The organism is Paraburkholderia tropica, from assembly GCF_914484835.1.
GTDB classification, from domain to species: Bacteria; Pseudomonadota; Gammaproteobacteria; order Burkholderiales; family Burkholderiaceae; genus Paraburkholderia; species Paraburkholderia tropica_A.
Window position 1 is genome coordinate 1 of sequence record NZ_CAJZAR010000032.1, and the last position, 25,295, is coordinate 25,295.

At 65.0% G+C, this 25,295-nt stretch carries 20 protein-coding genes; 17 read left to right on the forward strand and 3 right to left on the reverse strand.

Annotated features, from left to right (window positions below; translation table 11 throughout):
- Positions 1 to 808: 808 nt before the first annotated feature.
- Both LDO54_RS05530 and map read right to left on the reverse strand, forming a co-directional pair.
- A complete protein-coding gene (locus tag LDO54_RS05530; RefSeq protein ID WP_224007641.1) occupies positions 809 to 3,385 on the reverse strand; it encodes a [protein-PII] uridylyltransferase in 2,577 nt (858 codons plus the stop codon).
- Between the two features lie 334 nt (positions 3,386 to 3,719).
- Complete coding sequence (map, locus tag LDO54_RS05535) at positions 3,720 to 4,541, reverse strand: type I methionyl aminopeptidase (protein ID WP_224007644.1); 822 nt, start codon at positions 4,539 to 4,541, stop codon at positions 3,720 to 3,722.
- Positions 4,542 to 5,037: 496 nt separating this feature from the next.
- Between map and rpsB the strand changes: the two genes are divergently transcribed.
- From rpsB to LDO54_RS05615, 16 genes are all read left to right on the forward strand, one after another.
- Complete coding sequence (rpsB, locus tag LDO54_RS05540) at positions 5,038 to 5,793, forward strand: 30S ribosomal protein S2 (RefSeq protein ID WP_205992922.1); 756 nt, start codon at positions 5,038 to 5,040, stop codon at positions 5,791 to 5,793.
- A 213-nt stretch (positions 5,794 to 6,006) separates the two neighbouring features.
- A complete protein-coding gene (gene tsf, locus LDO54_RS05545; RefSeq protein WP_065060168.1) occupies positions 6,007 to 6,888 on the forward strand; it encodes a translation elongation factor Ts in 882 nt (293 codons plus the stop codon).
- A gap of 272 nt (positions 6,889 to 7,160) precedes the next feature.
- The gene (pyrH, locus tag LDO54_RS05550; RefSeq protein WP_027814826.1) at positions 7,161 to 7,877 is read left to right on the forward strand and encodes a UMP kinase; all 717 of its coding nucleotides are present in this window, start codon (positions 7,161 to 7,163) and stop codon (positions 7,875 to 7,877) included.
- A 92-nt stretch (positions 7,878 to 7,969) separates the two neighbouring features.
- Positions 7,970 to 8,530 (forward strand): ribosome recycling factor, encoded by a 561-nt coding sequence (frr, locus tag LDO54_RS05555; protein WP_224007647.1) that lies wholly within the window; start codon positions 7,970 to 7,972, stop codon positions 8,528 to 8,530.
- A gap of 63 nt (positions 8,531 to 8,593) precedes the next feature.
- On the forward strand, positions 8,594 to 9,376 hold the full coding sequence (gene uppS, locus LDO54_RS05560) for a polyprenyl diphosphate synthase (protein WP_224007666.1): 783 nt from the start codon (positions 8,594 to 8,596) through the stop codon (positions 9,374 to 9,376).
- Positions 9,370 to 10,179, forward strand: coding sequence for a phosphatidate cytidylyltransferase (locus LDO54_RS05565; RefSeq protein ID WP_224007669.1), 810 nt, complete (start codon positions 9,370 to 9,372; stop codon positions 10,177 to 10,179). The genes uppS and LDO54_RS05565 overlap by 7 nt, the downstream gene beginning before the upstream one ends.
- A 25-nt stretch (positions 10,180 to 10,204) precedes the next feature.
- On the forward strand, positions 10,205 to 11,386 hold the full coding sequence (locus LDO54_RS05570) for a 1-deoxy-D-xylulose-5-phosphate reductoisomerase (protein WP_224007672.1): 1,182 nt from the start codon (positions 10,205 to 10,207) through the stop codon (positions 11,384 to 11,386).
- A gap of 112 nt (positions 11,387 to 11,498) precedes the next feature.
- A complete protein-coding gene (rseP, locus tag LDO54_RS05575) occupies positions 11,499 to 12,953 on the forward strand; it encodes an RIP metalloprotease RseP (protein ID WP_224007675.1) in 1,455 nt (484 codons plus the stop codon).
- Between the two features lie 67 nt (positions 12,954 to 13,020).
- Positions 13,021 to 15,327, forward strand: a complete 2,307-nt coding sequence (gene bamA / locus LDO54_RS05580) for an outer membrane protein assembly factor BamA (RefSeq protein WP_224007679.1) — start codon at positions 13,021 to 13,023, stop codon at positions 15,325 to 15,327.
- A gap of 44 nt (positions 15,328 to 15,371) precedes the next feature.
- On the forward strand, positions 15,372 to 15,917 hold the full coding sequence (locus tag LDO54_RS05585) for an OmpH family outer membrane protein (RefSeq protein ID WP_074984514.1): 546 nt from the start codon (positions 15,372 to 15,374) through the stop codon (positions 15,915 to 15,917).
- 18 nt (positions 15,918 to 15,935) lie between these two features.
- The gene (gene lpxD / locus LDO54_RS05590) at positions 15,936 to 17,006 is read left to right on the forward strand and encodes a UDP-3-O-(3-hydroxymyristoyl)glucosamine N-acyltransferase (RefSeq protein ID WP_224007682.1); all 1,071 of its coding nucleotides are present in this window, start codon (positions 15,936 to 15,938) and stop codon (positions 17,004 to 17,006) included.
- A gap of 306 nt (positions 17,007 to 17,312) precedes the next feature.
- The gene (fabZ, locus tag LDO54_RS05595; RefSeq protein ID WP_224007685.1) at positions 17,313 to 17,777 is read left to right on the forward strand and encodes a 3-hydroxyacyl-ACP dehydratase FabZ; all 465 of its coding nucleotides are present in this window, start codon (positions 17,313 to 17,315) and stop codon (positions 17,775 to 17,777) included.
- A gap of 73 nt (positions 17,778 to 17,850) precedes the next feature.
- Positions 17,851 to 18,639, forward strand: a complete 789-nt coding sequence (lpxA, locus tag LDO54_RS05600) for an acyl-ACP--UDP-N-acetylglucosamine O-acyltransferase (protein WP_224007688.1) — start codon at positions 17,851 to 17,853, stop codon at positions 18,637 to 18,639.
- A gap of 3 nt (positions 18,640 to 18,642) precedes the next feature.
- Complete coding sequence (gene lpxB / locus LDO54_RS05605) at positions 18,643 to 19,812, forward strand: lipid-A-disaccharide synthase (RefSeq protein ID WP_224007690.1); 1,170 nt, start codon at positions 18,643 to 18,645, stop codon at positions 19,810 to 19,812.
- Positions 19,809 to 20,594: a ribonuclease HII gene (gene rnhB, locus LDO54_RS05610; RefSeq protein WP_224007693.1), complete on the forward strand. Its 786-nt coding sequence runs from the start codon at positions 19,809 to 19,811 to the stop codon at positions 20,592 to 20,594. Before lpxB ends, rnhB begins: the two co-directional genes overlap by 4 nt.
- Positions 20,595 to 20,688: 94 nt before the next feature.
- Positions 20,689 to 21,474: a TrmH family RNA methyltransferase gene (locus tag LDO54_RS05615; protein WP_224007696.1), complete on the forward strand. Its 786-nt coding sequence runs from the start codon at positions 20,689 to 20,691 to the stop codon at positions 21,472 to 21,474.
- 78 nt (positions 21,475 to 21,552) lie between these two features.
- On the opposite strand, the gene ppsR is transcribed toward LDO54_RS05615, so the two are convergent.
- Entirely contained in the window at positions 21,553 to 22,368 is an 816-nt protein-coding gene (ppsR, locus tag LDO54_RS05620; protein WP_224007699.1) for a posphoenolpyruvate synthetase regulatory kinase/phosphorylase PpsR, read from the reverse strand.
- A gap of 403 nt (positions 22,369 to 22,771) precedes the next feature.
- Here ppsR and ppsA point away from each other — a divergent pair, with 403 nt between their 5' ends.
- Positions 22,772 to 25,171 (forward strand): phosphoenolpyruvate synthase, encoded by a 2,400-nt coding sequence (gene ppsA / locus LDO54_RS05625; RefSeq protein ID WP_224007701.1) that lies wholly within the window; start codon positions 22,772 to 22,774, stop codon positions 25,169 to 25,171.
- The last annotated feature ends 124 nt before the right edge of the window (positions 25,172 to 25,295 follow it).

Here is a 25,295-nt window from a genome sequence, read left to right on the forward strand (position 1 = left end):
AACGGACGGCGCTCACCGCCTTCTTCGCGCGGCCGGAATTCGCGACGCTCACCACCTTCATCGCGACGCTGGAACGGACGGCGCTCACCACCTTCTTCGCGCGGACGGAACTGACGACGTTCGCCACCTTCATCACGTCGCTGGAACGGGCGACGTTCGCCGCTTTCCTCGCGCGGACGGAATTCGCGACGCTCGCCGCCTTCATCACGACGCTGGAACGGGCGACGTTCGCCGCCTTCCTCACGCGGCCGGAACTGACGACGCTCGCCACCCTCATCACGTCGCTGGAACGGACGGCGCTCACCACCTTCCTCGCGCGGACGGAATTCGCGACGCTCACCACCTTCATCACGACGCTGGAACGGACGGCGCTCACCACCGTCCTCACGCGGACGGAATTCACGACGCTCACCACTCTCATCACGTCGCTGGAACGGCCGGCGCTCGCCACCTTCCTCACGCGGACGGAACGGCCGGCGCTCACCACCCTCATCGCGACGCTGGAACGACCGACGCTCCTCACCCTCACCACGGCCGCGCGAAAAACCGCGTTCGCCGCGTTGATCGCCGTCGGCGCGTCGCGGGGGACGCGCATCGCCGTCACGCGGCGGGCGCGACGGTTTCGACGACGCGCCCTTGGGCCCCGTCGGCGGGGCGAAAGGCTTCGCCTCGGCCGGACGCACCGGCTTGCGCGCGGTCGTGGCGCCGCGGCGGACGGGGGCGCGTTCCGGGGTAGTCGGGCGCGGGTGCTTGGCTGTCAGTTTGGCTCGCATGATTCCAGGTATTTCGATGTTGCTCGGTGTTGCATTCAGACTGCGATCGCGCGCAGCAATTCCGTTTCGACGCGGATCTGCAGACGGTTATCGGAAAGTCCCGACCCGTCCAGCAGGAACACGTCCTCGACGCGCTCGCCGAGCGTATTGATTCGCGCCGCCTGGACGCCAATCCGGTGCTCGGCCAGCACGCGCGCGATCGAATAAAGAAGGCCCGGCCGGTCGTTCGCCGACACGGACAGGATGTAGTACTGGCCGCGCTCGTCGGCCCGCAGGTCGACGCGCGGCGTCACCGGGAAGGTGCGCGACAGGCGCGAGAGGCGGCCCTTGGACGGCTCCGGCAGCACATGGCTTTCGGCCGTGAGGCGCTCGGCGAGTTCCTGCTCGACGAGGTTCGCGATATCGCGGTAATGCACTTCATCCTCGGTATTCGCGACGATGAAGTTGTCCAGCGCGTAGCCGTGGCGCGTCGTGCTCACGCGCGCGTCCAGCACGGACAGGCCGCTGCGGTCGAAGTACGCGCACATGGTCGCGAACAGATCCGGGCGGTCCTTCGCGTAGACCAGCACCTGCAGCGCTTCGCCAACCGGCGAGGGGCGCGCGCGCACGACGGGCGACGGCGTCTCCACGTGGCGGTACAGCACGCGCGTTTGCCAGGCGATGTCGGCGGCGTCGTGGCGCAGGAAATAGCCCACGTCGAGTTTGTCCCAGAGCGCGCGATGCGCATTTTCCGGCACGGTCTCCAGGCGCAGCAGCGCGAGCGCCAGTTCCTGGCGCGTCTTCAGTTCGGAATGCGCATCGGGCTTGGCGCCGCCCAGCACCGCGAGCGTCGCGCGGTAGAGGTCTTCGAGCAGCTTGCCCTTCCAGTTGTTCCAGACCTTCGGGCTGGTGCCGCGGATATCGGCGACCGTCAGCAGATAAAGCGCGGAAAGGCGACGCTCCGTGCCCACCAGATCGGCGAAACGCTTGACCACTTCCGGATCGCTCGTGTCCTGCTTCTGCGCGACCTGGCTCATCGTCAGATGCTGCTCGACGAGCCAGACGATCAGGTCGGCGTCCTCGCGCTCGATGCCGTGGTCGCGGCAGAAGCGGCGCGCATCGGCCATGCCGAGCTGCGAGTGATCGCCGCCGCGGCCCTTGGCGATGTCGTGGAACAGCGCCGCCACGTACAGCACCCACGGGCGCTCGAAGTTCGCGATCAGCTGGCTGCAGAACGGATATTCGTGCGCGTGCTCGGCCACGGCGAAGCGGCGCATGTTGCGCAGCACCATCAGGATGTGCTGATCGACCGTGTAGACGTGGTAGAGGTCATGCTGCATCTGCCCGACGATGCGCCGGAAATTGAGCAGATAACGCCCGAGCACGCTCGTCTGGTTCATCAGCCGCATGGCGTGTGTGATGCCGGCGGGCTGGCGCAGGATTTCCATGAACAGGCGGCGGTTTTCCGGGTCGCGGCGCCAGTGCTGATCCATCGTGTCGCGCGCGTTGTAGAGCGCGCGCATCGTGCGCGCCGACAGGCCCTTCACGCCGGGCACCTGTTCGTAGAGCAGGAAGGCTTCGAGGATCGCGTGCGGATCGCGCTCGAAGACATCGTCGGTGACGATTTCGAGCATGCCCTGCTTCTCGACGAAATGCGCCGACAGCGTGCGCGTGATGCCGCTCGTGCTCGGAAAGAGTTGCGCCTCGATGTTCTGGATCAGGATGCTCGCGAGCTGCGTGACCGCCTTGGCCGCCCAGTAGTAGCGGCGCATGAGCTGTTCGCTCGCGCGACGCGAGCCGCTGGCCTTGAAGCCGAAACTTTCGGCGACGGCGGTCTGCAGGTCGAACACGAGAATGTCCTGGCGGCGTCCCGTGATGACGTGCAGGCGCGCGCGCAGCGTCTTCAGGAAGGTCTCGTTGCGGCGCAGTTCGCGCGCTTCGCGGCCGGTGATCAGGCCGCGCTCGTCGAGCTCCTTCCAGCTGCTGCCGAACGCGGCCGCCTCGGTCATCCAGATAATCAGTTGCAGATCGCGCAGGCCGCCGGGGCTTTCCTTGACGTTCGGTTCGAGCGAGTAGGGCGTGTCCTGGAAGCGCGCGTGGCGCTGGCGCATTTCGAGCACCTTCGCCTGGAAGAACGCGCGCGGGTCCATGGCGTCGCGGTAGCGCTGCGCGAAGTCGCCGAACAGCGTCGCGCTGCCGGTCAGGCGGCGCGCTTCGAGCAGCGACGTGCGTACGGTCACGTCGTTGGCCGCTTCTTCCAGACACTGCGAGACGCTGCGCACGCTGCTGCCGATCTCCAGCCCGAGATCCCACGCGAGGCCGATGAAGCGCTCGATGCGCGCTTCGAGCGGCGCGAGCGGTTCGTCGTCGGGCAGCAGCACGAGGATGTCGACGTCGGAAAACGGCGCAAGCTCGCCGCGCCCATAGCCGCCCACGGCGACGAGCGCGAGCGAGGGCGGCAGCTCGCACAGGTTCCAGGCGCTGCGCAGCGTGTCGTCGGTGGTGCGGGCGAGGGCGCGCATCAGCGTGTCGACGTTGGAGGCGGTCTTGAACCGTTCGAGCAACTGGGCCTTGGCGGCCTTGTAATCGGACCTCAGCGACGACGTATCGGGTGCGGCGGCGAGAACGCTCATGAACTGGAACTGGACGATGGTTGGCGCACGGGGCGCGGTCGATGGGTCGGGGCGGCGGGCCGCCGGGCGGGGGCGCCGCTGGCGCGCACAGGCGCCGTCACTGCATGGTCTTGCCTGAACTGAACTGCGTGAACTACCGCGGGCGGGGCGTTCGACGCCGGCTCGCATTCATGATGCCTGGCTGCGTGGCCGGCGGCGCTGCGGCGCGCCTTCCGGCCGACTACTTCCACTACTCATTCCCTGATGGCGCTCGGGCGCCCCGGCGTTTGGGCGGCAAGTGCGGCGCCAGACTCACGCGAACCGCCGCCGCCCGACCCGTGCGCTCAATCGGCGATCAGGCTACGCTGCCCGCCATTTGCGCGACGATCGCCGGCTTGGCGGGCGTGCCCGCCGATACCGTCAGCACTTCGTAACCGGTTTCGGTCACGAGCACCGTGTGTTCCCACTGCGCCGAGAGGCTGCGGTCCTTCGTCTTGACGGTCCACTGGTCCGGCATGGTGCGGATGTCGCGGCGGCCGGCGTTGATCATCGGCTCGATCGTGAAGATCATGCCCGGCAGCAGTTCCACGCCCGTGCCGGCGCGGCCGTAATGGAGCACCTGCGGCTCGTCGTGGAACACCGTGCCGATGCCGTGGCCGCAGTATTCGCGCACCACGCTATAACCTTGCGATTCGGCGTAACGCTGGATCGCATGACCGATGTCGCCGAGATGGCCGCCCGGACGCACCTGGTCGATGCCGAGCCACATGCACTCATACGTGGTCTGCACGAGGCGCTTCGCGAGAATCGAGCCTTCGCCGACGATGAACATGCGGCTCGTGTCGCCGAAATAGCCTTCCTTGATGACGGTGATGTCGATATTGAGCGTGTCGCCGTTCTTCAGCGCCTTGTCGCCCGGAATACCGTGACAGATCACGTCGTTGACCGAGGTGCAGATCGCCTTCGGGTAGGGCGGGTAGCCGGGCGGCTGATAGTTCAGCGGCGCGGGCACGGTGCCCTGCACGTTGGTCATATATTCGTGACAGAGGCGGTCGAGCTCGCCGGTCGTGACGCCCGCGACGACGAACGGCGTAATGTAGTCGAGCACCTCGCTTGCCAGGCGGCAGGCGACGCGCATTTGCGCGATGTCGTGTTCGTTCTTGATCGAAATGGCCATGGTGTGCGCCCGAAAATGCAGTCGAATATCGAATTATCGCACCTTATCCCGGCGGTCGCTGGGCTAATACTGGGGGGATCGCCGCTGTATCGTCGCCGGCTTGGGGCGGGTTTGGTGCTGGCTTGGGTCTGGTTTGCCGCCGGATTGCGCCGCGGTGGAGTCGGGAGCGCCACCCGCTGCCGTCCGTTCTGCGAGGGTAATAGCTGGCTTGAGCGGCTCTGATTTCGCGTGCTATAATCTTCGGCTAAGTCGCTCCCCGTATTCTTTCAATCCATAACTAGCATGGATGAATGGCGTAGCGGGGCGGCTGAGTCCGCAGTCGCCGCGGGCGCAATGCAGTAATAAGTAGTGGCAAAAAGCAGTAGCAGAGCAGCAGGCGACATTTTTTTAAATCGCGAGCCGGCGCACCCAGGGTGTCGGGCGCTCATCCGCTGAGGCGGAGGGCGCTACGATACGGCAGCCGGCTTAAGACCCAAACCCTAGCGGAGAAATTCTCATGGCAGTTACCATGCGCCAAATGCTGGAAGCCGGTGTCCACTTCGGTCACCAAACGCGCTTCTGGAACCCGAAGATGGCCCCCTTCATCTTCGGTCATCGCAACAAGATTCACATCATCAACCTCGAAAAGACGCTGCCGATGTACAACGACGCACTGAAGTACGTGCGTCAGCTGGCATCGAACCGTGGCACGATCCTGTTCGTCGGCACGAAGCGTCAATCGCGTGACACGATCGCCCAGGAAGCGCAGCGCGCTGGTATGCCGTTCGTGAACGCACGCTGGCTCGGCGGTATGCTGACCAACTTCAAGACGCTGAAGGTTTCGATCAAGCGCCTGAAGGACATGGAAGCAGCGGTTGAGGCAGGCGAACTCGAAAAGATGAGCAAGAAGGAAGCGCTCCTGTTCGAACGCGAAATCGCCAAGCTGCAAAAGTCGATCGGCGGCGTGAAGGACATGGGCGGCATTCCGGACGCGATCTTCGTGGTCGACGTCGGCTACCACAAGATTGCCGTGACGGAAGCCAACAAGCTGGGCATCCCCGTCATCGCTGTGGTCGACACGAACCACTCGCCGGAAGGCATCGACTACGTCATCCCGGGTAACGACGACGCCAGCAAGGCAGTCGCGCTCTACACCGAAGGCGTGGCCGACGCGATCCTCGAAGGCCGTGCGAGCTCGGTCAACGAAGTCGTCGCAGCAGCGCGCGGCAACGACGGCGACGACGAGTTCGTCGAGGTCAACTCGGAGGCGTAAGCTGCCCCGTGTCCGGCAAGAAAAGGGGGCTTTCCATAGGCCCCTTTTTTTTAAGCCGCGACTTTCGTCGCCGCGTCATCACCGCGGCACCGTAGTCCTGTAGAAGCAGCTGTAAAAAAGCGTTTCAGAACAGACTCGAACGGAAACGAATTCCAGCCGGCCGCATCGAAGCATGCGGCGCGGCGTGTACCAGACAGACTCAAGGAGCGAATGATGGCGGCAATTACCGCAAGCATGGTGGCAGAACTGCGCGCGAAGACCGATGCGCCGATGATGGAATGCAAGAAGGCGCTGACGGAAGCCGACGGCGACCTGGCACGCGCTGAAGAACTCCTGCGCGTCAAGCTCGGCAACAAGGCGAGCAAGGCTGCATCGCGCGTCACGGCTGAAGGCGTGATCGCTTCGTTCATCGGCGGCAACGCTGGCGCGGTCGTCGAACTGAACTGCGAAACCGACTTCGTCGCGAAGAACGACGACTTCCTCGCATTCGCGAACACGGTGGCCGAACTGGTCGCCACGCAAAACCCGGCTGACGTCGCCGCTCTGTCGGCTCTGCCGCTGGAAGGCTCGACGGTCGACGCAGTGCGCCTCGCACTGGTCGGCAAGATCGGCGAAAACGTTTCGATCCGCCGTTTCGCGCGCTTCGAAACCGCCAACCAGCTGGCTTCGTACCTGCACGGCACGCGTATCGGCGTGCTGGTCGAGTACACGGGCGCAGAAGAGCAGGTCGGCAAGGACGTGGCAATGCACATCGCCGCGATGAAGCCGGTCTCGCTGTCGTCGGACGAAGTGCCGGCCGACCTGATCGCCAAGGAGCGCAGCATCGCCGAACAGAAGGCTGCCGAATCGGGCAAGCCGGCTGAAATCGTCGCCAAGATGGTCGACGGCTCGGTGCAGAAGTACCTGAAGGAAGTCTCGCTGCTGAACCAGCCGTTCGTGAAGAACGACAAGCAGACGATCGAACAGATGCTCAAGGCGGCTAACACGTCGGTGCAGAAGTTCTCGCTGTTCGTCGTTGGCGAAGGCATCGAGAAGCGCCAGGACGACTTCGCCGCCGAAGTGGCCGCGCAAGTCGCTGCTGCAAAGCAGCAATAAGGGCCGCGCAGCCTTTAGCTTTATCGAGCCGTACCCGCAGTAAAAGTCTCATCGCAGTCCCGTAGTACGCCGCGGCGGCGCATTTCCGCCGCGGTGGGGCAGCGTAGCGACGCCCGATGTAGCGACGCCCGGCGCCTCGTGCCGGGCGCAGCGGTCTTCCGCTGTGCCCCGTGGCGCAAATCTTCGCTATTTCTGGTGGCGCTTGCCCCAAGCCGTATTTCACCCCTACAGTTTCAAGTTATTGCCCTTTGCGCGCGATCCTGGATACCTCCATGCCCACACCCGCCTATAAACGCGTCCTGCTCAAACTTTCCGGCGAAGCCCTCATGGGCGATGATGCCTTTGGCATCAACCGCGCCACGATCGAACGAATGGTGGCAGACGTGGCCGAGGTGGTGCGGCTCGGCACCCAGCTCGCAGTCGTGATCGGCGGTGGCAATATTTTCCGCGGCGTCGCGGGCGGCGCGGCCGGTATGGACCGCGCGACCGCCGACTATATGGGCATGCTCGCGACCATGATGAACGCGCTCGCGCTGCAGGACGCCATGCGTCACGCCGGTATCGAGGCGCGCGTGCAGTCCGCGCTGCGCATGGACCAGGTGGTCGAGCCGTACATCCGCCCCCGCGCGATCCGTCAGCTCGAGGAAGGCAAGGTCGTGATCTTCGCGGCCGGCACCGGCAACCCGTTCTTCACGACCGACACCGCAGCCGCGCTGCGTGGCGCGGAAGTGGGCGCGGAAGTCGTGCTCAAGGCCACCAAGGTCGACGGCGTCTACTCGGCCGACCCCAAGAAGGACCCGACGGCCACGCGTTACTCGACGATCAGCTTCGACGAGGCAATCGGCCGCAATCTGCAGGTGATGGACGCCACGGCCTTCGCGCTGTGCCGCGATCAGAAGCTGCCCATCCGGGTTTTTTCGATCGTCAAGCCGGGCGCGCTCAAGCGCATCATTCAGGGCGAAGACGAAGGCACGCTCGTCCACGTGTAAACTCTCGTTTCACACGAAATCGATTTCGGGCCGCGCCGCCCTCTATGCGCGCTGGCGGGCCCGTACCGCAACAAAGGTTCGGAGGTATCAAAATGGCTGTGGCTGACATCAAGAAGGGCGCCGAGCAGAAAATGCAGCGCTCGATCGACTCGTTCAAGGGCGATCTCGCGAAGATCCGCACGGGCCGCGCCCACACGGGCCTGCTCGATCACATCCAGGTCGACTACTACGGTTCGCCGGTGCCCATTTCGCAGGTGGCCAACCTGACGCTCGTCGACGCCCGCACGATCGGCGTCCAGGCGTGGGAAAAGAAGATGGTTCCGGTCATCGAAAAGGCGATCCGCGAGTCGGATCTCGGCCTGAACCCGGCAACGCACGGCGATCTGATCCGCGTGCCGATGCCCGCGCTGACCGAAGAGCGCCGCAAGGAACTCACGAAGGTCGTCAAGAACGAAGGCGAAACGGCCAAGGTCGCCGTGCGTAACCTGCGCCGCGACGCCAACGAGCAACTGAAGAAGCTCGTGAAGGACAAGGAAATCTCGGAAGACGACGAGCGCCGTGGCAGCGACGACGTCCAGAAGCTGACGGACCGCTTCGTCTCGGAAATCGACAAGCTCGTCCAGACCAAGGAAGCCGAGATCATGACGGTTTGAGGCCGCGAGGCTCTCATCCCGCCAGGGTTTCTCTTTCCTTATCGCAGTTATAGTCCGACGGCCATGACCTATACCAGCTCAACCGTTCGCGTGCCCGAAGTGGCGGCCGTGCCGCGCCACATCGCGATCATCATGGACGGCAATGGCCGTTGGGCGACGCAACGCCGCTTGCCGCGCGTCGCAGGCCACACGCGGGGCGTGGACGCCGTGCGTGCGGTCGTCGAAGGTTGCGTCGAGCGCGGCGTCGAATACCTGACGCTGTTCGCCTTCAGTTCCGAGAACTGGCGGCGCCCGACCGACGAAGTCTCGTTCCTCATGCGCCTGTTCATCTCGGCGCTTGAGCGCGAGGTAGGGCGTCTGCACGCGAACGGCATCCGCCTGCGCGTGGTCGGCGACCTGTCGATGTTCAACGAGCGCATCCAGGACCTGATTCGCCGCGCCGAAACCAAGACGGCGCGCAATACCCGTCTGACGCTGACCATCGCCGCGAATTACGGCGGCCGCTGGGACATCCTGCAGGCCACGCGCAAGCTGGTCGAAGCCTCCGTGGCGGCCGGCGAGCCGGTGCCGGTCACCGAGGACACGCTCGGCCAGTACCTGGCCATGAGCTATGCGCCCGAGCCGGATCTGTTCATCCGTACGGGCGGCGAGCAGCGCGTGAGCAATTTCCTGCTCTGGCAGCTCGCTTACGCAGAATTCTATTTCACCGATACGTTCTGGCCCGATTTCGATCGCGACGCGCTCAACCGCGCCATCGAGTCCTACACCGAACGTGAGCGCCGCTTCGGCCGCACCAGCGCGCAACTCGACACTCAGTCCCAGAACGCCGACTCTCTTTCATGCTAAAGACCCGTGTCATCACGGCGATCGTCCTGCTGGCCGTGCTTTTGCCGGTCACGCTGTTCGCGCCGGTGGCCGCCTTTGGCCTGCTGATCCATGTCGTGGTGGCGTTCGCCGCGTGGGAATGGGCGCGTCTGCTCAAGGCTGGCAAGGTCGGTTCGATCGTCTATGCGCTGATCGCCGCGCTGGCCGTGCTGGCGAGCGAGCATCTCGCGTCGCCGCGGCCGCTGTTCCAGGCCGCGGGTATCTTCTGGATCGTCGCCGGGCCTTATGTGCTGGTGCGCAAGCCGGTGCTCGCCGCGGGCGCCTGGCGCGCCTTCCTGCTGGCCGCAGGGCTCGTGATCTTCTGCGCCTGCTGGCACGCGCTGGTGCTCGCGCGCACCTCGGGCGTGGCCTTCGTGCTGTCGCTGCTGCTGGTGGTCTGGCTGGCCGATATCGGCGCATACTTTGCCGGTAAGGCATTCGGCAAGCATAAGCTCGCGCCCGCCATCAGCCCCGGCAAGACCTGGGAAGGGGCCGTCGGCGGCTGGGCGGCCGTGATGATCGTCGCCGCTGCCGCGCTCGCGCTGCACGCGTTCGAACCCACGCTTTATTCGGCGCTGGCCGGCCATCTTGGCCTGGGCCGCGCGTTCTTCGTGCTTACCGTGCTGGTCGCGTTCAGCGTGGTCGGCGATCTGTTCGAATCGATGCTCAAGCGCCAGGCTGGCGTGAAGGATTCGAGCGGCCTCCTGCCGGGTCATGGCGGAGTGCTCGACCGCATCGATGCGCTGTTGCCGGTGCTGCCGCTTGCCATGCTGCTGCTTGGCTAAGAGGCATCCGGCTAGAGAAATGGAAATGCAAAAACGACTCACCCTGCTCGGTTCTACGGGCTCGATCGGAGACAGCACGCTCGACGTCGTCGCGCGTCATCCTGACCGCTTCTCGATCTACGCGCTCACCGCGCACCGCAACGGCGACAAGCTCGTCGAACAATGTCTGCGTTTCGCGCCCGAAGTGGCCGTGGTCGGCGACGCCGCAACGGCCCAGGACGTCGAGCGCAAGCTGCGCGCGGCCGGTTCGAAGACCCTCGTGGCGCACGGCCCGCAGGCCCTCATCGATGTCGCGAAGAGTGACGGCTGCGATACGGTGGTCGCGGCCATCGTCGGCGCGGCGGGCCTCGAACCCACGCTCGCGGCAGCGCAGACCGGCAAGCGCATCCTGCTCGCGAACAAGGAAGCGCTCGTGATGTCGGGCGACATCTTCATGAACGCGGTGCGCGACAACGGCGCGGTGCTGCTGCCCGTCGACAGCGAGCACAACGCCGTGTTCCAGTGCCTGCCGCGCGAAGCGGCCATGCACGGCGGCGTGACCAAGATCATTCTGACCGCCTCGGGTGGCCCGTTCCGCACGCGCGAACCGTCGACGCTCGTCGACGTCACGCCGGAGCAGGCTTGCAAGCACCCGAACTGGTCGATGGGCCGCAAGATTTCGGTCGACTCGGCCACGATGATGAACAAGGGTCTCGAAGTCATCGAGGCGCATTACCTGTTCGATCTGCCGGGCGATCGCATCGACGTGCTGATCCATCCGCAGAGCGTGATCCATTCGATGGTCTCGTACGCGGACGGTTCGGTGCTCGCGCAACTGGGCAACCCCGACATGCGCACGCCGATCGCGCATGCGCTGGCTTACCCGGACCGCGTGGATTCGGGCGTCGCGCAACTCGATCTCGTGCAGGTCGCGACGCTCAACTTCGAGCATCCCGACTACACGCGTTTCCCGTGCCTCGCGCTCGCCATGAAGGCGCTGAACGAGGGCGGCGTGGCGAGCGCCACGCTCAACGCGGCCAACGAAATCGCGGTCGAGGCCTTCCTCAACCGCCGCATCGGCTTCATGGCCATCGCGCAGACGGTCGACGCCGTGCTCAACGCACTGCAGAATCGTCCCGCCACGAGCCTTGAAGTCGTGCTCGAAGCCGACGCCGCCGCACGCCGCGCGGCACACACCATCATCGACAGCCTGCCGGTGCCGGCTTAAGGTCCGACGGCGGGCCCGCGAGCGGGCCCAGCGGCGAGCCGGGGCGTGTCCGGGGACACACGCGGCACGCCGCTCCAGCACCTGCGTGCTGCTTCCAGCAGAGGAGGCGCATATGAATCTGCTCACCGAACTGGTGGCTTTTATCGTCGCGATCGGCGTGCTCGTCGTCGTGCACGAGTATGGGCACTACAGCGTCGCGCGTTTGTGCGGCGTCAAGGTTCTGCGATTCTCGATCGGCTTCGGCCGGCCGCTCGTGCAATGGATCAGCAAGAAAAGCGGCACCGAGTGGACCATCTCCGCGCTGCCGCTCGGCGGCTACGTGAAGATGCTCGACGAGCGCGAGTCGCCCGAGACGATCGACGCGGCCGATCTGCCGCACGCGTTCAACCGTCAGCCGGTCAGCAAGCGCATCGCCATCGTCGCGGCCGGTCCGGTCGCGAACTTCATTCTTGCCATCGTGCTGTTCGGCGCGGTCTACGCGAGCGGCGTGACCGAACCCGTGGCCGTCGTGGCCGCGCCGCCCGCGCAATCTGCGGCCGCGCAGGCGGGCTTCCAGGGTGGCGAAACAATTCTCTCCGTGAGCAATGCCAGCGGCAGCCACACCGAACCGGTGCGTTCGTGGGCCGACCTGCGCTGGAAGCTCATGCCGACGGCGCTCGAACATGGGCGCGTGGTGCTCTCCGCGCGTGACGGCGCCGGCACCTACGATTTCCCGCTCGATCTCTCGCGTCTCACCGGTCAGGATCTCGACGACGACTTCATGTCGAAGCTCGGTCTCGAAGCGGGCGGCGGCACGCTGCGCATCGCGGGCGTCGAGCCGGGCAGCGCCGCGCAGCAGGCCGGGCTGGAAAAGGGCGACCGCCTGCGCGCGATCGACGGCCGTCCCGTTGACAGCGCAAGCAGTTTCATCGCGTATGTGAAGGCGCACGCGGGCAAGCCGGTGCATCTGTTGATCGAGCGCGGCGGCGCGGACGATGGCGCGAATGTCGGCGATGCGGGTGCGGGTAGTGGTGCAAGCAGCGGCGCAGGCAAGATCGCCGCGGCGAAGCCGCAAACGCTCACCGTCACCGTGACGCCGCACGCGCAGCTCGACGAGGAAACGGGCGGCCAGGTGGGCCGCATCGGCGCGGCGCTGTCGGCGCAGGCGCCGTCGGTGGAGGTGCGTTACGGCCCGATCGAGAGCGCGCGGCTGGGCGCTTACCGCACGTGGGACATCGCGCTGTACTCGCTGCGGATGTTCGGCCGCATGCTCACGGGCGAGGCTTCGCTGAAGAATCTTTCGGGGCCGGTGACGATTGCTGACTATGCCGGCAAGAGCGCGCGGCTGGGTCCTTCGGCATTCCTGTCGTTCCTCGCCCTTGTCAGTATTAGCCTGGGCGTACTCAACCTGCTCCCAATTCCCGTTTTGGACGGGGGGCATCTGTTATATTATGCGGTTGAAGCCGTAACGGGCAAAGCCGTCTCGGATCGCTGGCAGCTCGTGCTGCAGCGAGCGGGACTTGCCTGCATCGTCGCGCTGTCGGCGATCGCGTTGTTCAACGATCTGGCTCGGTTAATCCATTTCTAAAGGTGTCTGGCGGCGACCGAGGGCGGGCCGCCTGACCTGATGCAGCTATACATACTGGGGAAGCACGTTGTTTAGACCTCATCGCTTGGTTCCAAAAACGGTTGCGGCTGCGGCGATCGCCGCACATGGTCTCGTTGTCCACGCAGCGACGACGCCTTTCGTGGTACAGGACATCCGCATCGAAGGACTGCAACGCGTCGAGCCGGGCACGGTGTTCGCGTACCTGCCCATCAAGCAGGGCGATACCTTCAACGACGACAAGGCTTCCGAAGCCATCCGCGCATTGTATGCGACGGGCTTTTTCAACGACGTGCGCATCGCCACCGAAGGCGGCGTCGTGGTCGTTCAGGTGCAGGAGCGTCCCGCGATCGGTACGATCGACTTCGCCGGCATCAAGGAATTCGACAAGGACAACCTCACGAAGGCGCTGCGCGCAGTCGGTCTCTCGCAAGGCCGCTACTACGACAAGGCACTCGTCGACAAGGCCGAGCAGGAACTCAAGCGCCAGTACCTCACGCGCGGCTTCTACGCCGCCGAAGTGACCACCACCGTCACGCCGATCGACCGCAACCGCGTCGGTCTGCTGTTCTCCGTGGTCGAAGGTCCGAGCGCGAAGATCCGTCAGATCAACTTTATCGGCAACAAGGCATACAGCAGCGGCACGCTCCTGAGCGAAATGCAGCTGTCCACGCCGAACTGGTTCTCGTGGTACACGAAGAACGACCTGTACTCGAAGGAAAAGCTCACGGGCGACCTCGAGAACGTGCGCTCGTACTACCTGAACCACGGCTACCTCGAGTTCAACATCGACTCCACGCAGGTGTCGATCTCGCCCGACAAGAAGGACATGTACCTCACGATCGGGCTGCATGAGGGCGAGCCGTACAAGATCTCGGGCATCCATCTCGCGGGCAATCTGCTGAACCGTGAAGCCGAGCTCACCAAGCTGATCAAGATCAAACCGGGCGATACGTTCTCGGCTGAGAAGCTGCAGGCCACGACCAAGACGATCGTCGACAAGCTCGGTGAATACGGTTACGCATTCGCGACCGTCAACGCGCTGCCGCAGATCGACCAGGCGCATCACACGGTCGAACTCACGCTGCAGGTCGATCCGAGCCGCCGCGTCTACGTGCGCCGCATCAACGTGGTGGGCAACACCCGCACGCGCGACGAAGTCGTGCGCCGCGAAATGCGCCAGCTCGAAAGCTCGTGGTTCGATTCGAGCCGCCTCGCGCTCTCGAAAGACCGTATCAACCGTCTGGGCTACTTCACCGACGTCGACGTGACGACGGTGCCGGTCGAAGGCACGGCCGACCAGGTGGACGTCGACGTCAAGGTGGCCGAAAAGCCGACCGGCGCGATCACGCTGGGCGCGGGCTTCTCGTCCACGGACAAGGTGGTGCTGTCGGCCGGCGTGTCGCAGGACAACGTGTTCGGTTCGGGCACCTCGCTGTCGGTGAACGTGAACACCGCGAAGACGTACCGTACGCTCGCGGTCACGCAGGTCGACCCGTACTTCACGGTGGACGGCATCAAGCGCATCACCGACGTCTACTACCGCACGTATCAGCCGCTGTACTACTCGACCGATTCGAGCTTCCGCATCATCACGGCTGGCGGCGACCTGAAGTTCGGCATTCCGTTCTCGGAAGTCGACACGGTCTTCTTCGGCGTGGGCTTCGAGCAGGACCGCCTCGACGTCGACTCGTACACGCCGCAGAGCTACATCGACTACGTGAACCAGTTCGGCCGCGTGTCGAACAACGTGCCGCTCACGATGGGCTGGTCGCGCGATGCGCGTGACAGCGCACTCGTGCCGAGCCGCGGTTACTTCACGCAGGCGAACGCCGAATACGGCACGCCCGCGGGCGCCACGCAGTACTACAAGGCCGACGTCCAGGCGCAGTACTATTACTCGTTCGCGCGCGGCTTCGTGCTGGGCATGAACTTCCAGGCCGGCTACGGCAACGGTCTCGGCGGCAAGCCGTACCCGATCTTCAAGAACTACTACGCGGGCGGTATCGGCTCGGTGCGTGGCTACGAACCGAGCTCGCTCGGTCCGCGCGACAAGACCACGAACGACCCGATCGGCGGCTCGAAGATGGTGGTCGGCAACATCGAACTCACGTTCCCGCTGCCGGGCACGGGCTACGACCGCACGCTGCGCGTCTTCACCTTCATCGATGGTGGTAACGTCTGGGGCGACGAGGGTTCGAGCATCGGTTCGAATGGTCTGCGCTATGCATATGGCGTGGGTCTCGCGTGGATTTCGCCGATCGGCCCGCTCAAGCTCAGCCTGGGCTTCCCGGTCACGAAACACGAAGGCGACCAGTACCAGAAGTTCCAGTTCCAGATCGGGACGGCATTCTGACGAGACGCGCCGCCACAGGCTATTTCAGAAACGAGAGGATAACTTTGCTAACGGGATTGTTTTCCAGACGGACCATCGGGGCCATGACGCTGTCGCTGGCGATGCTTGCTCTCGGCACGGGCGCGGCCCATGCGCAGGAAGCCAAGATCGCTGCGGTCAACTCCGACCGGATCCTGCGCGAATCCGCCCCCGCGAAGGCCGCGCAGACCAAGCTCGAAGCCGAGTTCGCGAAGCGCGACAAGGACTTGCAGGACATGGCGCAGCGTCTGAAGACGATGTCGGACTCGATCGACAAGAACGGTCCGTCGATGTCGGCGACCGACCGCGCGCAGAAGCAGCGCGATCTGTCGCAGCTCGACAGCGACTTCCAGCGCAAGCAGCGCGAGTTCCGCGAGGACCTGAACCAGCGCCGCAACGAAGAACTGGCCGCGGTGCTCGACCGCGCGAACAAGGTCATCAAGCAGATCGCCGAACAGCAGCATTACGACCTGATCGTGCAGGAAGCGGTGTACGTGAGCCCGCGCATCGACATCACCGACCAGGTGCTGAAGGCGCTCGCAGCCAACAGCACCGGCAGCAACAGTAACTAAGGCAGGAGCAGCACGCGTATGGCATTTACGCTTGAGGAAATCGCCGGGCGGTTCGGCGGCGAAGTGGTCGGGAATCCGGCGCAACGCGTCGGCTCGCTCGCGCCGCTCGACCAGGCCGGTCCGCAGCAGCTGGCGTTCCTCGCCAATCCGAAGTACCTGTCGCAGGTGGACGCCACCCGCGCCGGCGCGGTCCTGATCAGCCCGAACGATCTTGCAAAGCTCGCTTCGCGCGAGGGCCGCAACTTCATCGTCACACCCAATCCGTATGCTTACTTCGCGCGTGTCGCGCAGGCGTTCATCGACCTCGCTACGCCGAAAACGCAGCCTGGCGTGCACCCGAGCGCGCACGTCGACGCGTCGGCCAAAATCGCCGCGAGCGCGGTGATCGGCCCGAACGTCACCGTGGAAGCGGGCGCCGTGATCGGCGAGAACGTGCGTCTGGACGCGAACGTGTTCATCGGCCGCGGCACCCAGGTGGGCGAGGGCGCGCACTTCTACCCGGGCGTCACGGTCTATCACGGCTGCAAGTTCGGTGCGCGCGCGATCGTGCATGCGGGCGCCGTGATCGGCTCGGACGGCTTCGGTTTCGCGCCCGATTTCACGGGCGAGGGCGAGGCGCGCACGGGCAGCTGGGTCAAGATTCCGCAAGTCGGCGGCGTCTCGATCGGGCCGGATGTCGAAATTGGCGCGAACACGACGATCGACCGCGGCGCAATGGCCGACACGATCATCGAAGAGTGCGTGAAGATCGATAACCTCGTGCAGATCGGCCATAACTGCCGCGTCGGGGCTTACACCGTCATCGCGGGCTGCGCGGGCATCGCCGGCAGCACGACGATCGGCAAGCACTGCATGATCGGCGGCGCGGTCGGCATCGCGGGGCACGTCACGCTGGGCGATTACGTGATCGTTACGGCGAAGTCGGGCGTCTCGAAGTCGCTGCCCAAGGCCGGCATCTACACGAGCGCGTTCCCGGCGGTCGATCACGCCGACTGGAACAAGAGCGCCGCGCTGCTTCGCAACATCGACAAGCTGCGGGACCGCATCCGGGCGCTCGAAGCCGCCCAGAAGCCGCAAGGCGACGCCTGAGCTGGCACAGGCAAGAGAACCCATAAGAATCAACAGCAGTTTCGGGGCACCGGGCAGCGCGTCGTTGCGAGTCATACGGCGCGCGGCCTGGCCGGCACGCAAAAGCCGGCGCCACGCGCGGGCGCCGTTTTTTGCGTGCCGCTTTGCGTTCCGGGCCTCGGGCCGTCGGCCCCGGGGCAATCCGCATGCACGAAGGGCAGCGCGTGGCGCATACTGCGCCTCAGCGCGGGCCGACGAGGTACGTCAGGCACTTCAGGCATCGCATCCGATAGTCACACGCGCAATTCCTGCGTGAGCAGAACCACCATGAACATCGAAAAACTCAACTTCGACATCCACAAGATCCTCACGCTGCTGCCGCACCGCTATCCGTTCCTGATGGTGGATCGGGTCATCGAGCTCGAGCCGCACAAGAGCATCAAGGCGTTGAAGAATGTGACGATCAACGAGCCCTTCTTCACGGGCCATTTCCCGCAGCGTCCGGTCATGCCCGGCGTGATGATTCTCGAAGCGCTGGCCCAGACCGCCGCGCTGCTCACGTTCTCGGAAGAGGAGCAGGACTTCGAGAACACGCTGTATTACTTCGTCGGCATCGACGGCGCGCGCTTCAAGCGCGTGGTCGAGCCGGGCGACCAGCTGATCCTGAACGTGACGTTCGAGCGCTATATGCGCGGCATCTGGAAGTTCAAGGCCGTCGCCGAAGTCGAAGGCGTGGTCGCCTGCGAAGCGGAACTGATGTGCACCGTCAAGAAAATGGACGCAGCGCAATAAGACGCGCCGCGCAATGCCGTCGCGCGCCGGGTGGCGCGCGGGCACGCTAACAGAATTCGGAGAGCGAGGACGAATGAGCAGGATCCATCCCACTGCGATCGTCGAGCCGGGCGCACAGGTCGATGAAACGGTCGAGATCGGCCCGTATGCGATCGTTGGCGCGAACGTCACCATCGGTGCGCGCACCAAGATCGGCTCGCACAGCGTGATCGAAGGCCACACCACGATCGGCGAAGACAACAGCATCGGCCATTACGCGTCGGTCGGCGGCCGCCCGCAGGACATGAAGTACAAGGGCGAACCCACGAAGCTCGTGATCGGCAACCGCAACACCATTCGCGAGTTCACGACGCTGCACACGGGGACGGTGCAAGACACCGGCATCACCTCGATCGGCGACGACTGCTGGATCATGGCCTACGTGCACGTCGGTCACGACTGCCGTCTGGGCAACAACATCATCATGTCGAGCAACGCGCAGCTCGCGGGCCACGTGATCGTCGACGATTACGCGATCGTCGGCGGCATGACCGGCGTGCACCAGTTCGTGCGCATCGGCGCGCACTCGATGGTCGGCGGCGCCTCGGCGCTCGTGCAGGACGTGCCGCCGTTCGTGGTCGCCGCAGGCAACAAGGCGGTGCCGCACGGCATCAACGTCGAAGGTCTGCGCCGCCGCGGTTTCTCGCCCGACGCCATCTCGGCGCTGCGCTCGGCGTACCGCACGCTCTACAAGAACAGCCTGTCGCTCGAAGAGGCGAAGGTGCAGCTCGCCGAACTCGCCCAGGCGGGCGGCGACGGCGACCAGCACGTGAAGGCGCTGCTCGATTTCGTCGAGCTGTCGCAGCGCGGCATCATCCGCTAAACGATGGCGCTGCAAAACCGTCCGCTACGTCTCGCGATGGTCGCCGGGGAACCGTCCGGCGACCTGCTCGCGGCGTCGCTGCTCAAGGGGCTCGTCAGCAAGCTGCCGGATAGCACGCAGTACTACGGAATCGGCGGCCCGCGCATGCAGGCCGTCGGTTTCGACGCGCACTGGCCGATGGACAAGCTCACCGTGCGCGGCTACGTCGAGGCGCTCAAGCACATTCCCGAAATCCTGCGCATCCGCAACGAGCTCAAGCATCAGCTGCTCGCGGATCCGCCCGACGTCTTCATCGGCGTCGACGCGCCGGATTTCAACTTTGGTCTCGAACACCCGCTGCGCGACGCCGGCATTCCGACGGTGCACTTCGTCTGCCCGTCGATCTGGGCGTGGCGGGGCGGGCGCATCAAGAAGATCCAGAAGTCGGTGGATCACATGCTCTGCGTGTTCCCGTTCGAAACGGCGATTCTCGAAAAGGCCGGTGTGGCCGCCTCCTACGTGGGGCACCCGCTCGCCGACGAGATTCCGCTCGAACCCGACGTGCCGGCCGCGCGCCGCGCGCTGGGCCTGCCCGAAAGCGGCCCGGTGATCGCCGTGCTGCCGGGCAGCCGGCGCTCGGAGATCAACCTGATCGGCCCGACCTTCTTCGACGCGATGCAGATCATGCAGCAGCGCGAGCCGGGCCTGCGCTTCGTGATGCCGGCGGCCACGCCGGCGATCCACGCGCAGTTGCAGGAACTCGCGAATTCGCATCAGGGTCTCGCGCTCACGATCATCGACGGTCAGTCGCAAGTCGCGATGACGGCCGCCGACGCGATCCTCGTGAAAAGCGGCACGGTCACGCTGGAAGCCGCGCTGCTCAAGAAGCCGATGGTCATCTCGTACAAGGTGCCCTGGCTCACGGGCCAGATCATGCGCCGCCAGGGCTATCTGCCCTATGTCGGTCTGCCGAACATTCTCGCGGGGCGCTTCGTCGTGCCCGAGATTCTTCAGCATTTCGCGACGCCCGAGGCGCTCGCCGAAGCCACGCTCACGCAGTTGCACGACGAGGCGAACCGGCGCACGCTGACGGAGGTGTTCACGCAGATGCATCACGCGCTGCGCCAGAACACGGCGGAGCGCGCGGCGGAAGTGGTCGCGCGTATCGCCGAAGGCCGCAGGAGCAAGGCATGACGGAACGGACGACCCGCGCGAAAGCCGCGCCGAAGGGTGCGGCGGGCGCGGCAACGCGAGCGAAGGCGCCGTCGCAGGCCGCGCAAAAGCGCGCCGTGCGCCTGCAGCGCGCGGAGCAGGCCGGTCTGCTGTTCGAGTCGCCCGACGACGTGATTTGCGGTGTCGACGAAGCCGGGCGCGGCCCGCTCGCCGGTCCCGTGGTCGCGGCCGCCGTGATTCTCGATCCGGCGCGTCCGATCGCCGGACTCGACGACTCGAAGGCGCTCACGGCCAAGGCGCGCGATGCGCTCTACGATCTGATCGTCGAGCATTCGCTGGCCTGGTGCGTGGCCGAAGCGAGCGTCGAGGAAATCGACACGCTCAACATCCTGCACGCGACCATGCTGGCCATGCGCCGCGCGGTCGAGGGCCTGAGCATCACGCCCACGCTGGCGAAGATCGATGGCAATCGCTGCCCGGTGCTGCCGGTGCGCAGCGAAGCCGTGATCGGCGGCGATGCGCTGGTGCCGGCCATTTCGGCGGCCTCGATCATCGCCAAGGTCACGCGCGACCGGATGCTGACGCAGATGCACGAAACCTTCCCGGCGTACGGCTTCGACGCGCACGCGGGCTACGGCACGGCGCAGCATCTGGCCGCGCTGCGCGAGCATGGGCCGTGCGAGCATCATCGGCGTTCGTTCGCGCCGGTGCGCGAGGCGTTTGCGCTGCACGGCGTGGTCCTGACCGCGAGCGCCAATAAGGCTGCGTCCGCTGCCGAAGGCGACGCGTTCGCGCCGCTCTAGCCGCGCCGATGCCGCCGCGCAGCCCCATCGGCGTCGCCTCGTGCGGCGCCGTTTTCCTTTTCATTCATCGCATTACTGATCGTCAGGCCCGCCCGTGAAAGCCATTACCTCGCGCGACAATCCGCTCTACAAGCGCCTCAAGGCGCTGGCCGGCTCGACCCATCAGCAGCGCCGCGCGCATCAGGCGCTGCTCGAAGGCTTCCATCTGGCGAGCGCATGGCTCGACGGCGGCTCGCAGCCCGAATACTGCGTCGTGACCGAAGGCGCGCTCGCGCACGCGGAGGCGCAGGATATCGTCGCGCGCGTGGACGAGCGCCGCGTGATCACGCTGCCCGACGCGCTGTTCGGCCAGTTGTCCAACGTCGTGCACGGCGCTGGCATGTTGCTGCTCGTCGATATGCCCGAAGCGACGCTGCCGCACCGCGTCGAATCGACCTGTCTCGTGCTCGACGGCCTGCAGGACGCGGGCAACGTCGGCTCGATCCTGCGCAGCGCGGCGGCGGCGGGCATCGACAAGGTGTTCTGCACGCCGGGCACGGCTTACGCGTGGTCGTCGAAGGTGCTGCGCTCGGCGATGGGCGCGCATTTCCTGTTGCAGGTGTTCGAGAACGTCGAACCGGAGACGCTCGTCGATCTGCTCGGCGTGCCCGTCGTGATTACGGATTCACACGGCGCACAGGCCATCGACGAAGCCGATCTCACGGGGCAAGTGGCGTGGGTGTTCGGCAACGAAGGCGCGGGCGTCTCGCAGGTCTGGCGCGACGCGGCAGCGCTGCGCGTGACGATTCCGCAGCCGGGCGGCATGGAGTCGCTGAACGTGGCGGCGGCCGCCGCCGTGTGCGTGTTCGAGCAATGCCGGCAGCAGCGCCGCGCGCGCTGATTTTTATCGCGGATTGTTTCGCCGAATCTTGCGGATCGTTTGCTGCAATCCGCTGCGGGATCGCCCGCGCGCCAAAGCTCAGTAAGCCGGCTTGTCGATGCGGATTTCCTGCAGGATCGTCGTGGCGATTTCCTCGATCGACTTGTGCGTGGACGAGAGCCACTTGATGCCTTCGCGGCGCATCATCGCCTCGGCCTCATTCACCTCGTAGCGGCAATTCTCCAGCGCCGCGTACTTGCTGCCAGGACGGCGCTCGTTGCGGATTTCCGTGAGGCGCTGCGGATCGATCGACAGGCCGAAAATCTTGCCGCGATGCGGCAGCAGCGAATTCGGCATCTTGCCGCGCTCGAAGTCGTCGGGAATCAGCGGATAGTTCGCGGCCTTCACGCCGTACTGCATCGCCAGATAGAGGCTCGTCGGCGTCTTGCCGCTGCGCGACACGCCGACGAGGATCACATCGGCGTCGGCGAGATTGCGGTCGGACTGGCCGTCGTCGTGCGCGAGCGAGAAGTTGATCGCCTCGATGCGGTTCTTGTACTCGTCGGTATCGGCGTTCTGGTGGCCGCGGCCCATTGCGTGGCTCGACTTGAGCTCCAGCTCCTGTTCGAGCGGTTCCACGAAGGTCTGGAACATGTCGAGCACGAGCGCATTCGCGCGTTTAACAATCTCGTTCGAATTGCTGTCCACGAGCGTCGTGAAGACGATCGGGCGGCGGCCTTCCTGAATGGCGGCTTCGTTGATTTTTTCGGCGGTCGAATAGGCTTTTTCCGTCGAATCGATGAACGGAACACGCACGAGGCGGAATTTCTGGTCGAACTGCGACAGGATCGAATGCGCGAAGGTCTCGGCGGTGATCCCGGTACCGTCGGAGACGATGAATACGGTTGGCGGCATCGGATGAGGCTGGGTACGTGAACTGCTGTGCGGCTCACAGGACGGGCTTGGGCGCCCGGACGGCGCCTGCGGGCGGGGCCGCGGCGCGATTCTCGCCGACTGACACATTTTCTGTAGTCGGCACGGTAGAATAGCGGCAACCTGTTGGATAAGCAATTGCAGTGCAACCACGCCAAACGGCAGCCCATCGTGGCTGAAACTGGCGTCAACTTGCAGCGAATTTGCATAACTCCTTGCAATCGCGCGCATCTTCCTGCTTTTCCTCCCGTTGTTTGTGAGCTGTCGCGCCATCGGCGATTGCTTCTCCAACAGGTTGCGCAAGACGCGAATCCGCTTCCTATGAGCGGACCGCGTTCGAGCCCACTTGCGCAGCCGTGAATTTTTTTCACACTTAGGGGCTTGTATGACTAACACCGTTGCCAAGGATCAGGCGTATGTAGTGCCTTTCGAGCAGTTGCGGATGACCGATGTCGAGATCGTGGGCGGCAAGAACGCCTCGCTCGGCGAAATGATCAGCCAGTTGGCTGAGGCTGGCGTGCGCGTACCCACGGGTTTCGCGACGACCGCGCTCGCTTTCCGCGACTTCCTGAAGCACAACAACCTGACCGAGCGGATCGCCGCCCGTCTGGAAACGCTCGACGTCGACGACGTCAAGGCGCTGGCCGAAGCGGGTAAGGAAATCCGTCAATGGATCGTCGACGCGCCGCTGCAGCCGCAGCTGGAAGCCGACATTCGCACTGGCTTCGAAACGCTGAAGGCGAGCTCGCCGTCGGAACTCTCGTTCGCGGTGCGTTCGTCGGCAACGGCGGAAGATCTGCCCGACGCTTCGTTCGCCGGTCAGCAGGAAAGCTACCTGAACGTGGTCGGCATCGACGACGTGCTCGACCGTCTCAAGCACGTGTTCGCGTCGCTCTACAACGACCGCGCTATCTCGTATCGCGTCCACAAGGGCTTCACCCACGCTGAGGTCGCGCTGTCGGCTGGCGTGCAGCGCATGGTCCGTTCGGACCGCGGCTCCGCTGGCGTGATGTTCACGCTGGACACGGAATCGGGCTTCAAGGAAGCGGTGTTCATCACGTCGAGCTACGGCCTCGGTGAGACCGTCGTGCAGGGCGCCGTGAACCCGGACGAGTTCTACGTTTTCAAGACCACGCTCGAACAGGGCAAGGCCCCGATCATCCGCCGCTCGATCGGCTCGAAGCTCATCAAGATGGAATTCACGCAGCCGGGCGAGCCGGGCCGCGTGAAGACGGTCGACGTCTCGCACGAACAGCGCAACCGTTTCTCGATCACCGACGAAGACGTGATCGAGCTGGCCAAGTACGCGGTCATCATCGAGAAGCACTACCAGCGTCCGATGGACATCGAGTGGGGCAAGGACGGTCTCGACGGCAAGATCTTCATTCTCCAGGCACGCCCGGAAACCGTGAAGAGCCAGGCCGCCGGCAAGGCCGAGCAGCGCTTCAAGCTCAAGGGCCAGTCGCAGGTTCTCGCAACGGGCCGCGCAATCGGTCAGAAGATCGGGGCGGGCCGCGTGAAGGTGATTCACGATCCGTCCGAAATGGAACGCGTGCAGCCGGGCGACGTGCTGGTCGCCGACATGACCGACCCGAACTGGGAGCCGGTGATGAAGCGCGCAGCGGCAATCGTCACGAATCGTGGCGGCCGTACCTGCCACGCGGCGATCATCGCGCGTGAGCTGGGCGTGCCGGCAGTCGTGGGCTGCGGCGACGCAACCGACCTGCTGAAGGACGGCGCGCTGGTGACGGTGTCGTGCGCGGAAGGCGACGAAGGCCGCATCTACGACGGTCTGCTGGAAACGGAAGTCAGCGAAGTCCAGCGTGGCGAGCTGCCGGCCATTCCGGTCAAGATCATGATGAACGTCGGCAACCCGCAACTCGCGTTCGACTTTTCCCAGCTGCCGAACGCAGGTGTGGGCCTCGCGCGTCTCGAGTTCATCATCAACAACAACATCGGCGTTCACCCGAAGGCGATTCTCGAGTACCCGAACGTCGACGCCGACCTGAAGAAGGCCGTGGAAAGCGTGGCACGCGGCCATGCGTCGCCGCGCGCGTTCTACGTCGACAAGCTCACGGAAGGCATCGCCACGATCGCGGCGGCGTTCTATCCGAAGCCCGTCATCGTGCGTATGTCCGACTTCAAGTCGAACGAGTACAAGAAGCTGATCGGCGGCTCGCGCTACGAGCCGGATGAAGAAAACCCGATGCTGGGTTTCCGCGGCGCGTCGCGTTACATCGCCGACGACTTCGCGCAGGCGTTTGAAATGGAGTGCCTGGCGCTCAAGCGCGTGCGTGAAGAAATGGGCCTCGCGAACGTCGAGATCATGGTGCCGTTCGTGCGTACGCTGAAGCAGGCGGAGCGCGTGGTCGGCCTGCTCGCGAAGTACGGCCTGAAGCGCGGCGAAAACGGCCTGCGCCTCATCATGATGTGCGAAGTGCCGTCGAACGCGATCCTCGCCGAAGAGTTCCTGCAGTACTTCGACGGCTTCTCGATCGGCTCGAACGACCTCACGCAGCTCACGCTCGGCCTCGACCGCGACTCGGGCATGGAACTGCTGGCCGCCGACTTCGACGAACGCGATCCGGCCGTCAAGTACCTGCTCAAGCGCGCGATCGAAACCTGCCGCCGCCTGGACAAGTACGTCGGCATCTGCGGCCAGGGCCCGTCCGATCATCCGGACTTCGCCCAGTGGCTCGCCGACGAAGGCATCGCTTCGATCTCGCTGAACCCGGACACGGTCGTCGAGACGTGGCAGGCGCTGGCAAAGTCGCAAGGCAAGTAAAGAAGCACGCGCCCCATGCATCTCGTATGTGGCGCGCAGTGTGTGAAGGTTGAGGCGGTCGAGGTTCCTTACGCTTCACTTTCGCATGCTGCGGAAAAAAGTGTCAGCTTCGTGCTATAACACC

Coding starts and splice junctions, on each gene's coding strand:
- LDO54_RS05530 (WP_224007641.1), bottom strand. CDS start 3,385: ATGAGCGTTCTCGCCGCCGCACCCGATACGTCGTCGCTGAGGTCCGAT.
- map (WP_224007644.1), bottom strand. CDS start 4,541: ATGGCCATTTCGATCAAGAACGAACACGACATCGCGCAAATGCGCGTC.
- rpsB (WP_205992922.1), top strand. CDS start 5,038: ATGGCAGTTACCATGCGCCAAATGCTGGAAGCCGGTGTCCACTTCGGT.
- tsf (WP_065060168.1), top strand. CDS start 6,007: ATGGCGGCAATTACCGCAAGCATGGTGGCAGAACTGCGCGCGAAGACC.
- pyrH (WP_027814826.1), top strand. CDS start 7,161: ATGCCCACACCCGCCTATAAACGCGTCCTGCTCAAACTTTCCGGCGAA.
- frr (WP_224007647.1), top strand. CDS start 7,970: ATGGCTGTGGCTGACATCAAGAAGGGCGCCGAGCAGAAAATGCAGCGC.
- uppS (WP_224007666.1), top strand. CDS start 8,594: ATGACCTATACCAGCTCAACCGTTCGCGTGCCCGAAGTGGCGGCCGTG.
- LDO54_RS05565 (WP_224007669.1), top strand. CDS start 9,370: ATGCTAAAGACCCGTGTCATCACGGCGATCGTCCTGCTGGCCGTGCTT.
- LDO54_RS05570 (WP_224007672.1), top strand. CDS start 10,205: ATGCAAAAACGACTCACCCTGCTCGGTTCTACGGGCTCGATCGGAGAC.
- rseP (WP_224007675.1), top strand. CDS start 11,499: ATGAATCTGCTCACCGAACTGGTGGCTTTTATCGTCGCGATCGGCGTG.
- lpxD (WP_224007682.1), top strand. CDS start 15,936: ATGGCATTTACGCTTGAGGAAATCGCCGGGCGGTTCGGCGGCGAAGTG.
- fabZ (WP_224007685.1), top strand. CDS start 17,313: ATGAACATCGAAAAACTCAACTTCGACATCCACAAGATCCTCACGCTG.
- lpxA (WP_224007688.1), top strand. CDS start 17,851: ATGAGCAGGATCCATCCCACTGCGATCGTCGAGCCGGGCGCACAGGTC.
- lpxB (WP_224007690.1), top strand. CDS start 18,643: ATGGCGCTGCAAAACCGTCCGCTACGTCTCGCGATGGTCGCCGGGGAA.
- rnhB (WP_224007693.1), top strand. CDS start 19,809: ATGACGGAACGGACGACCCGCGCGAAAGCCGCGCCGAAGGGTGCGGCG.
- ppsR (WP_224007699.1), bottom strand. CDS start 22,368: ATGCCGCCAACCGTATTCATCGTCTCCGACGGTACCGGGATCACCGCC.
- ppsA (WP_224007701.1), top strand. CDS start 22,772: ATGACTAACACCGTTGCCAAGGATCAGGCGTATGTAGTGCCTTTCGAG.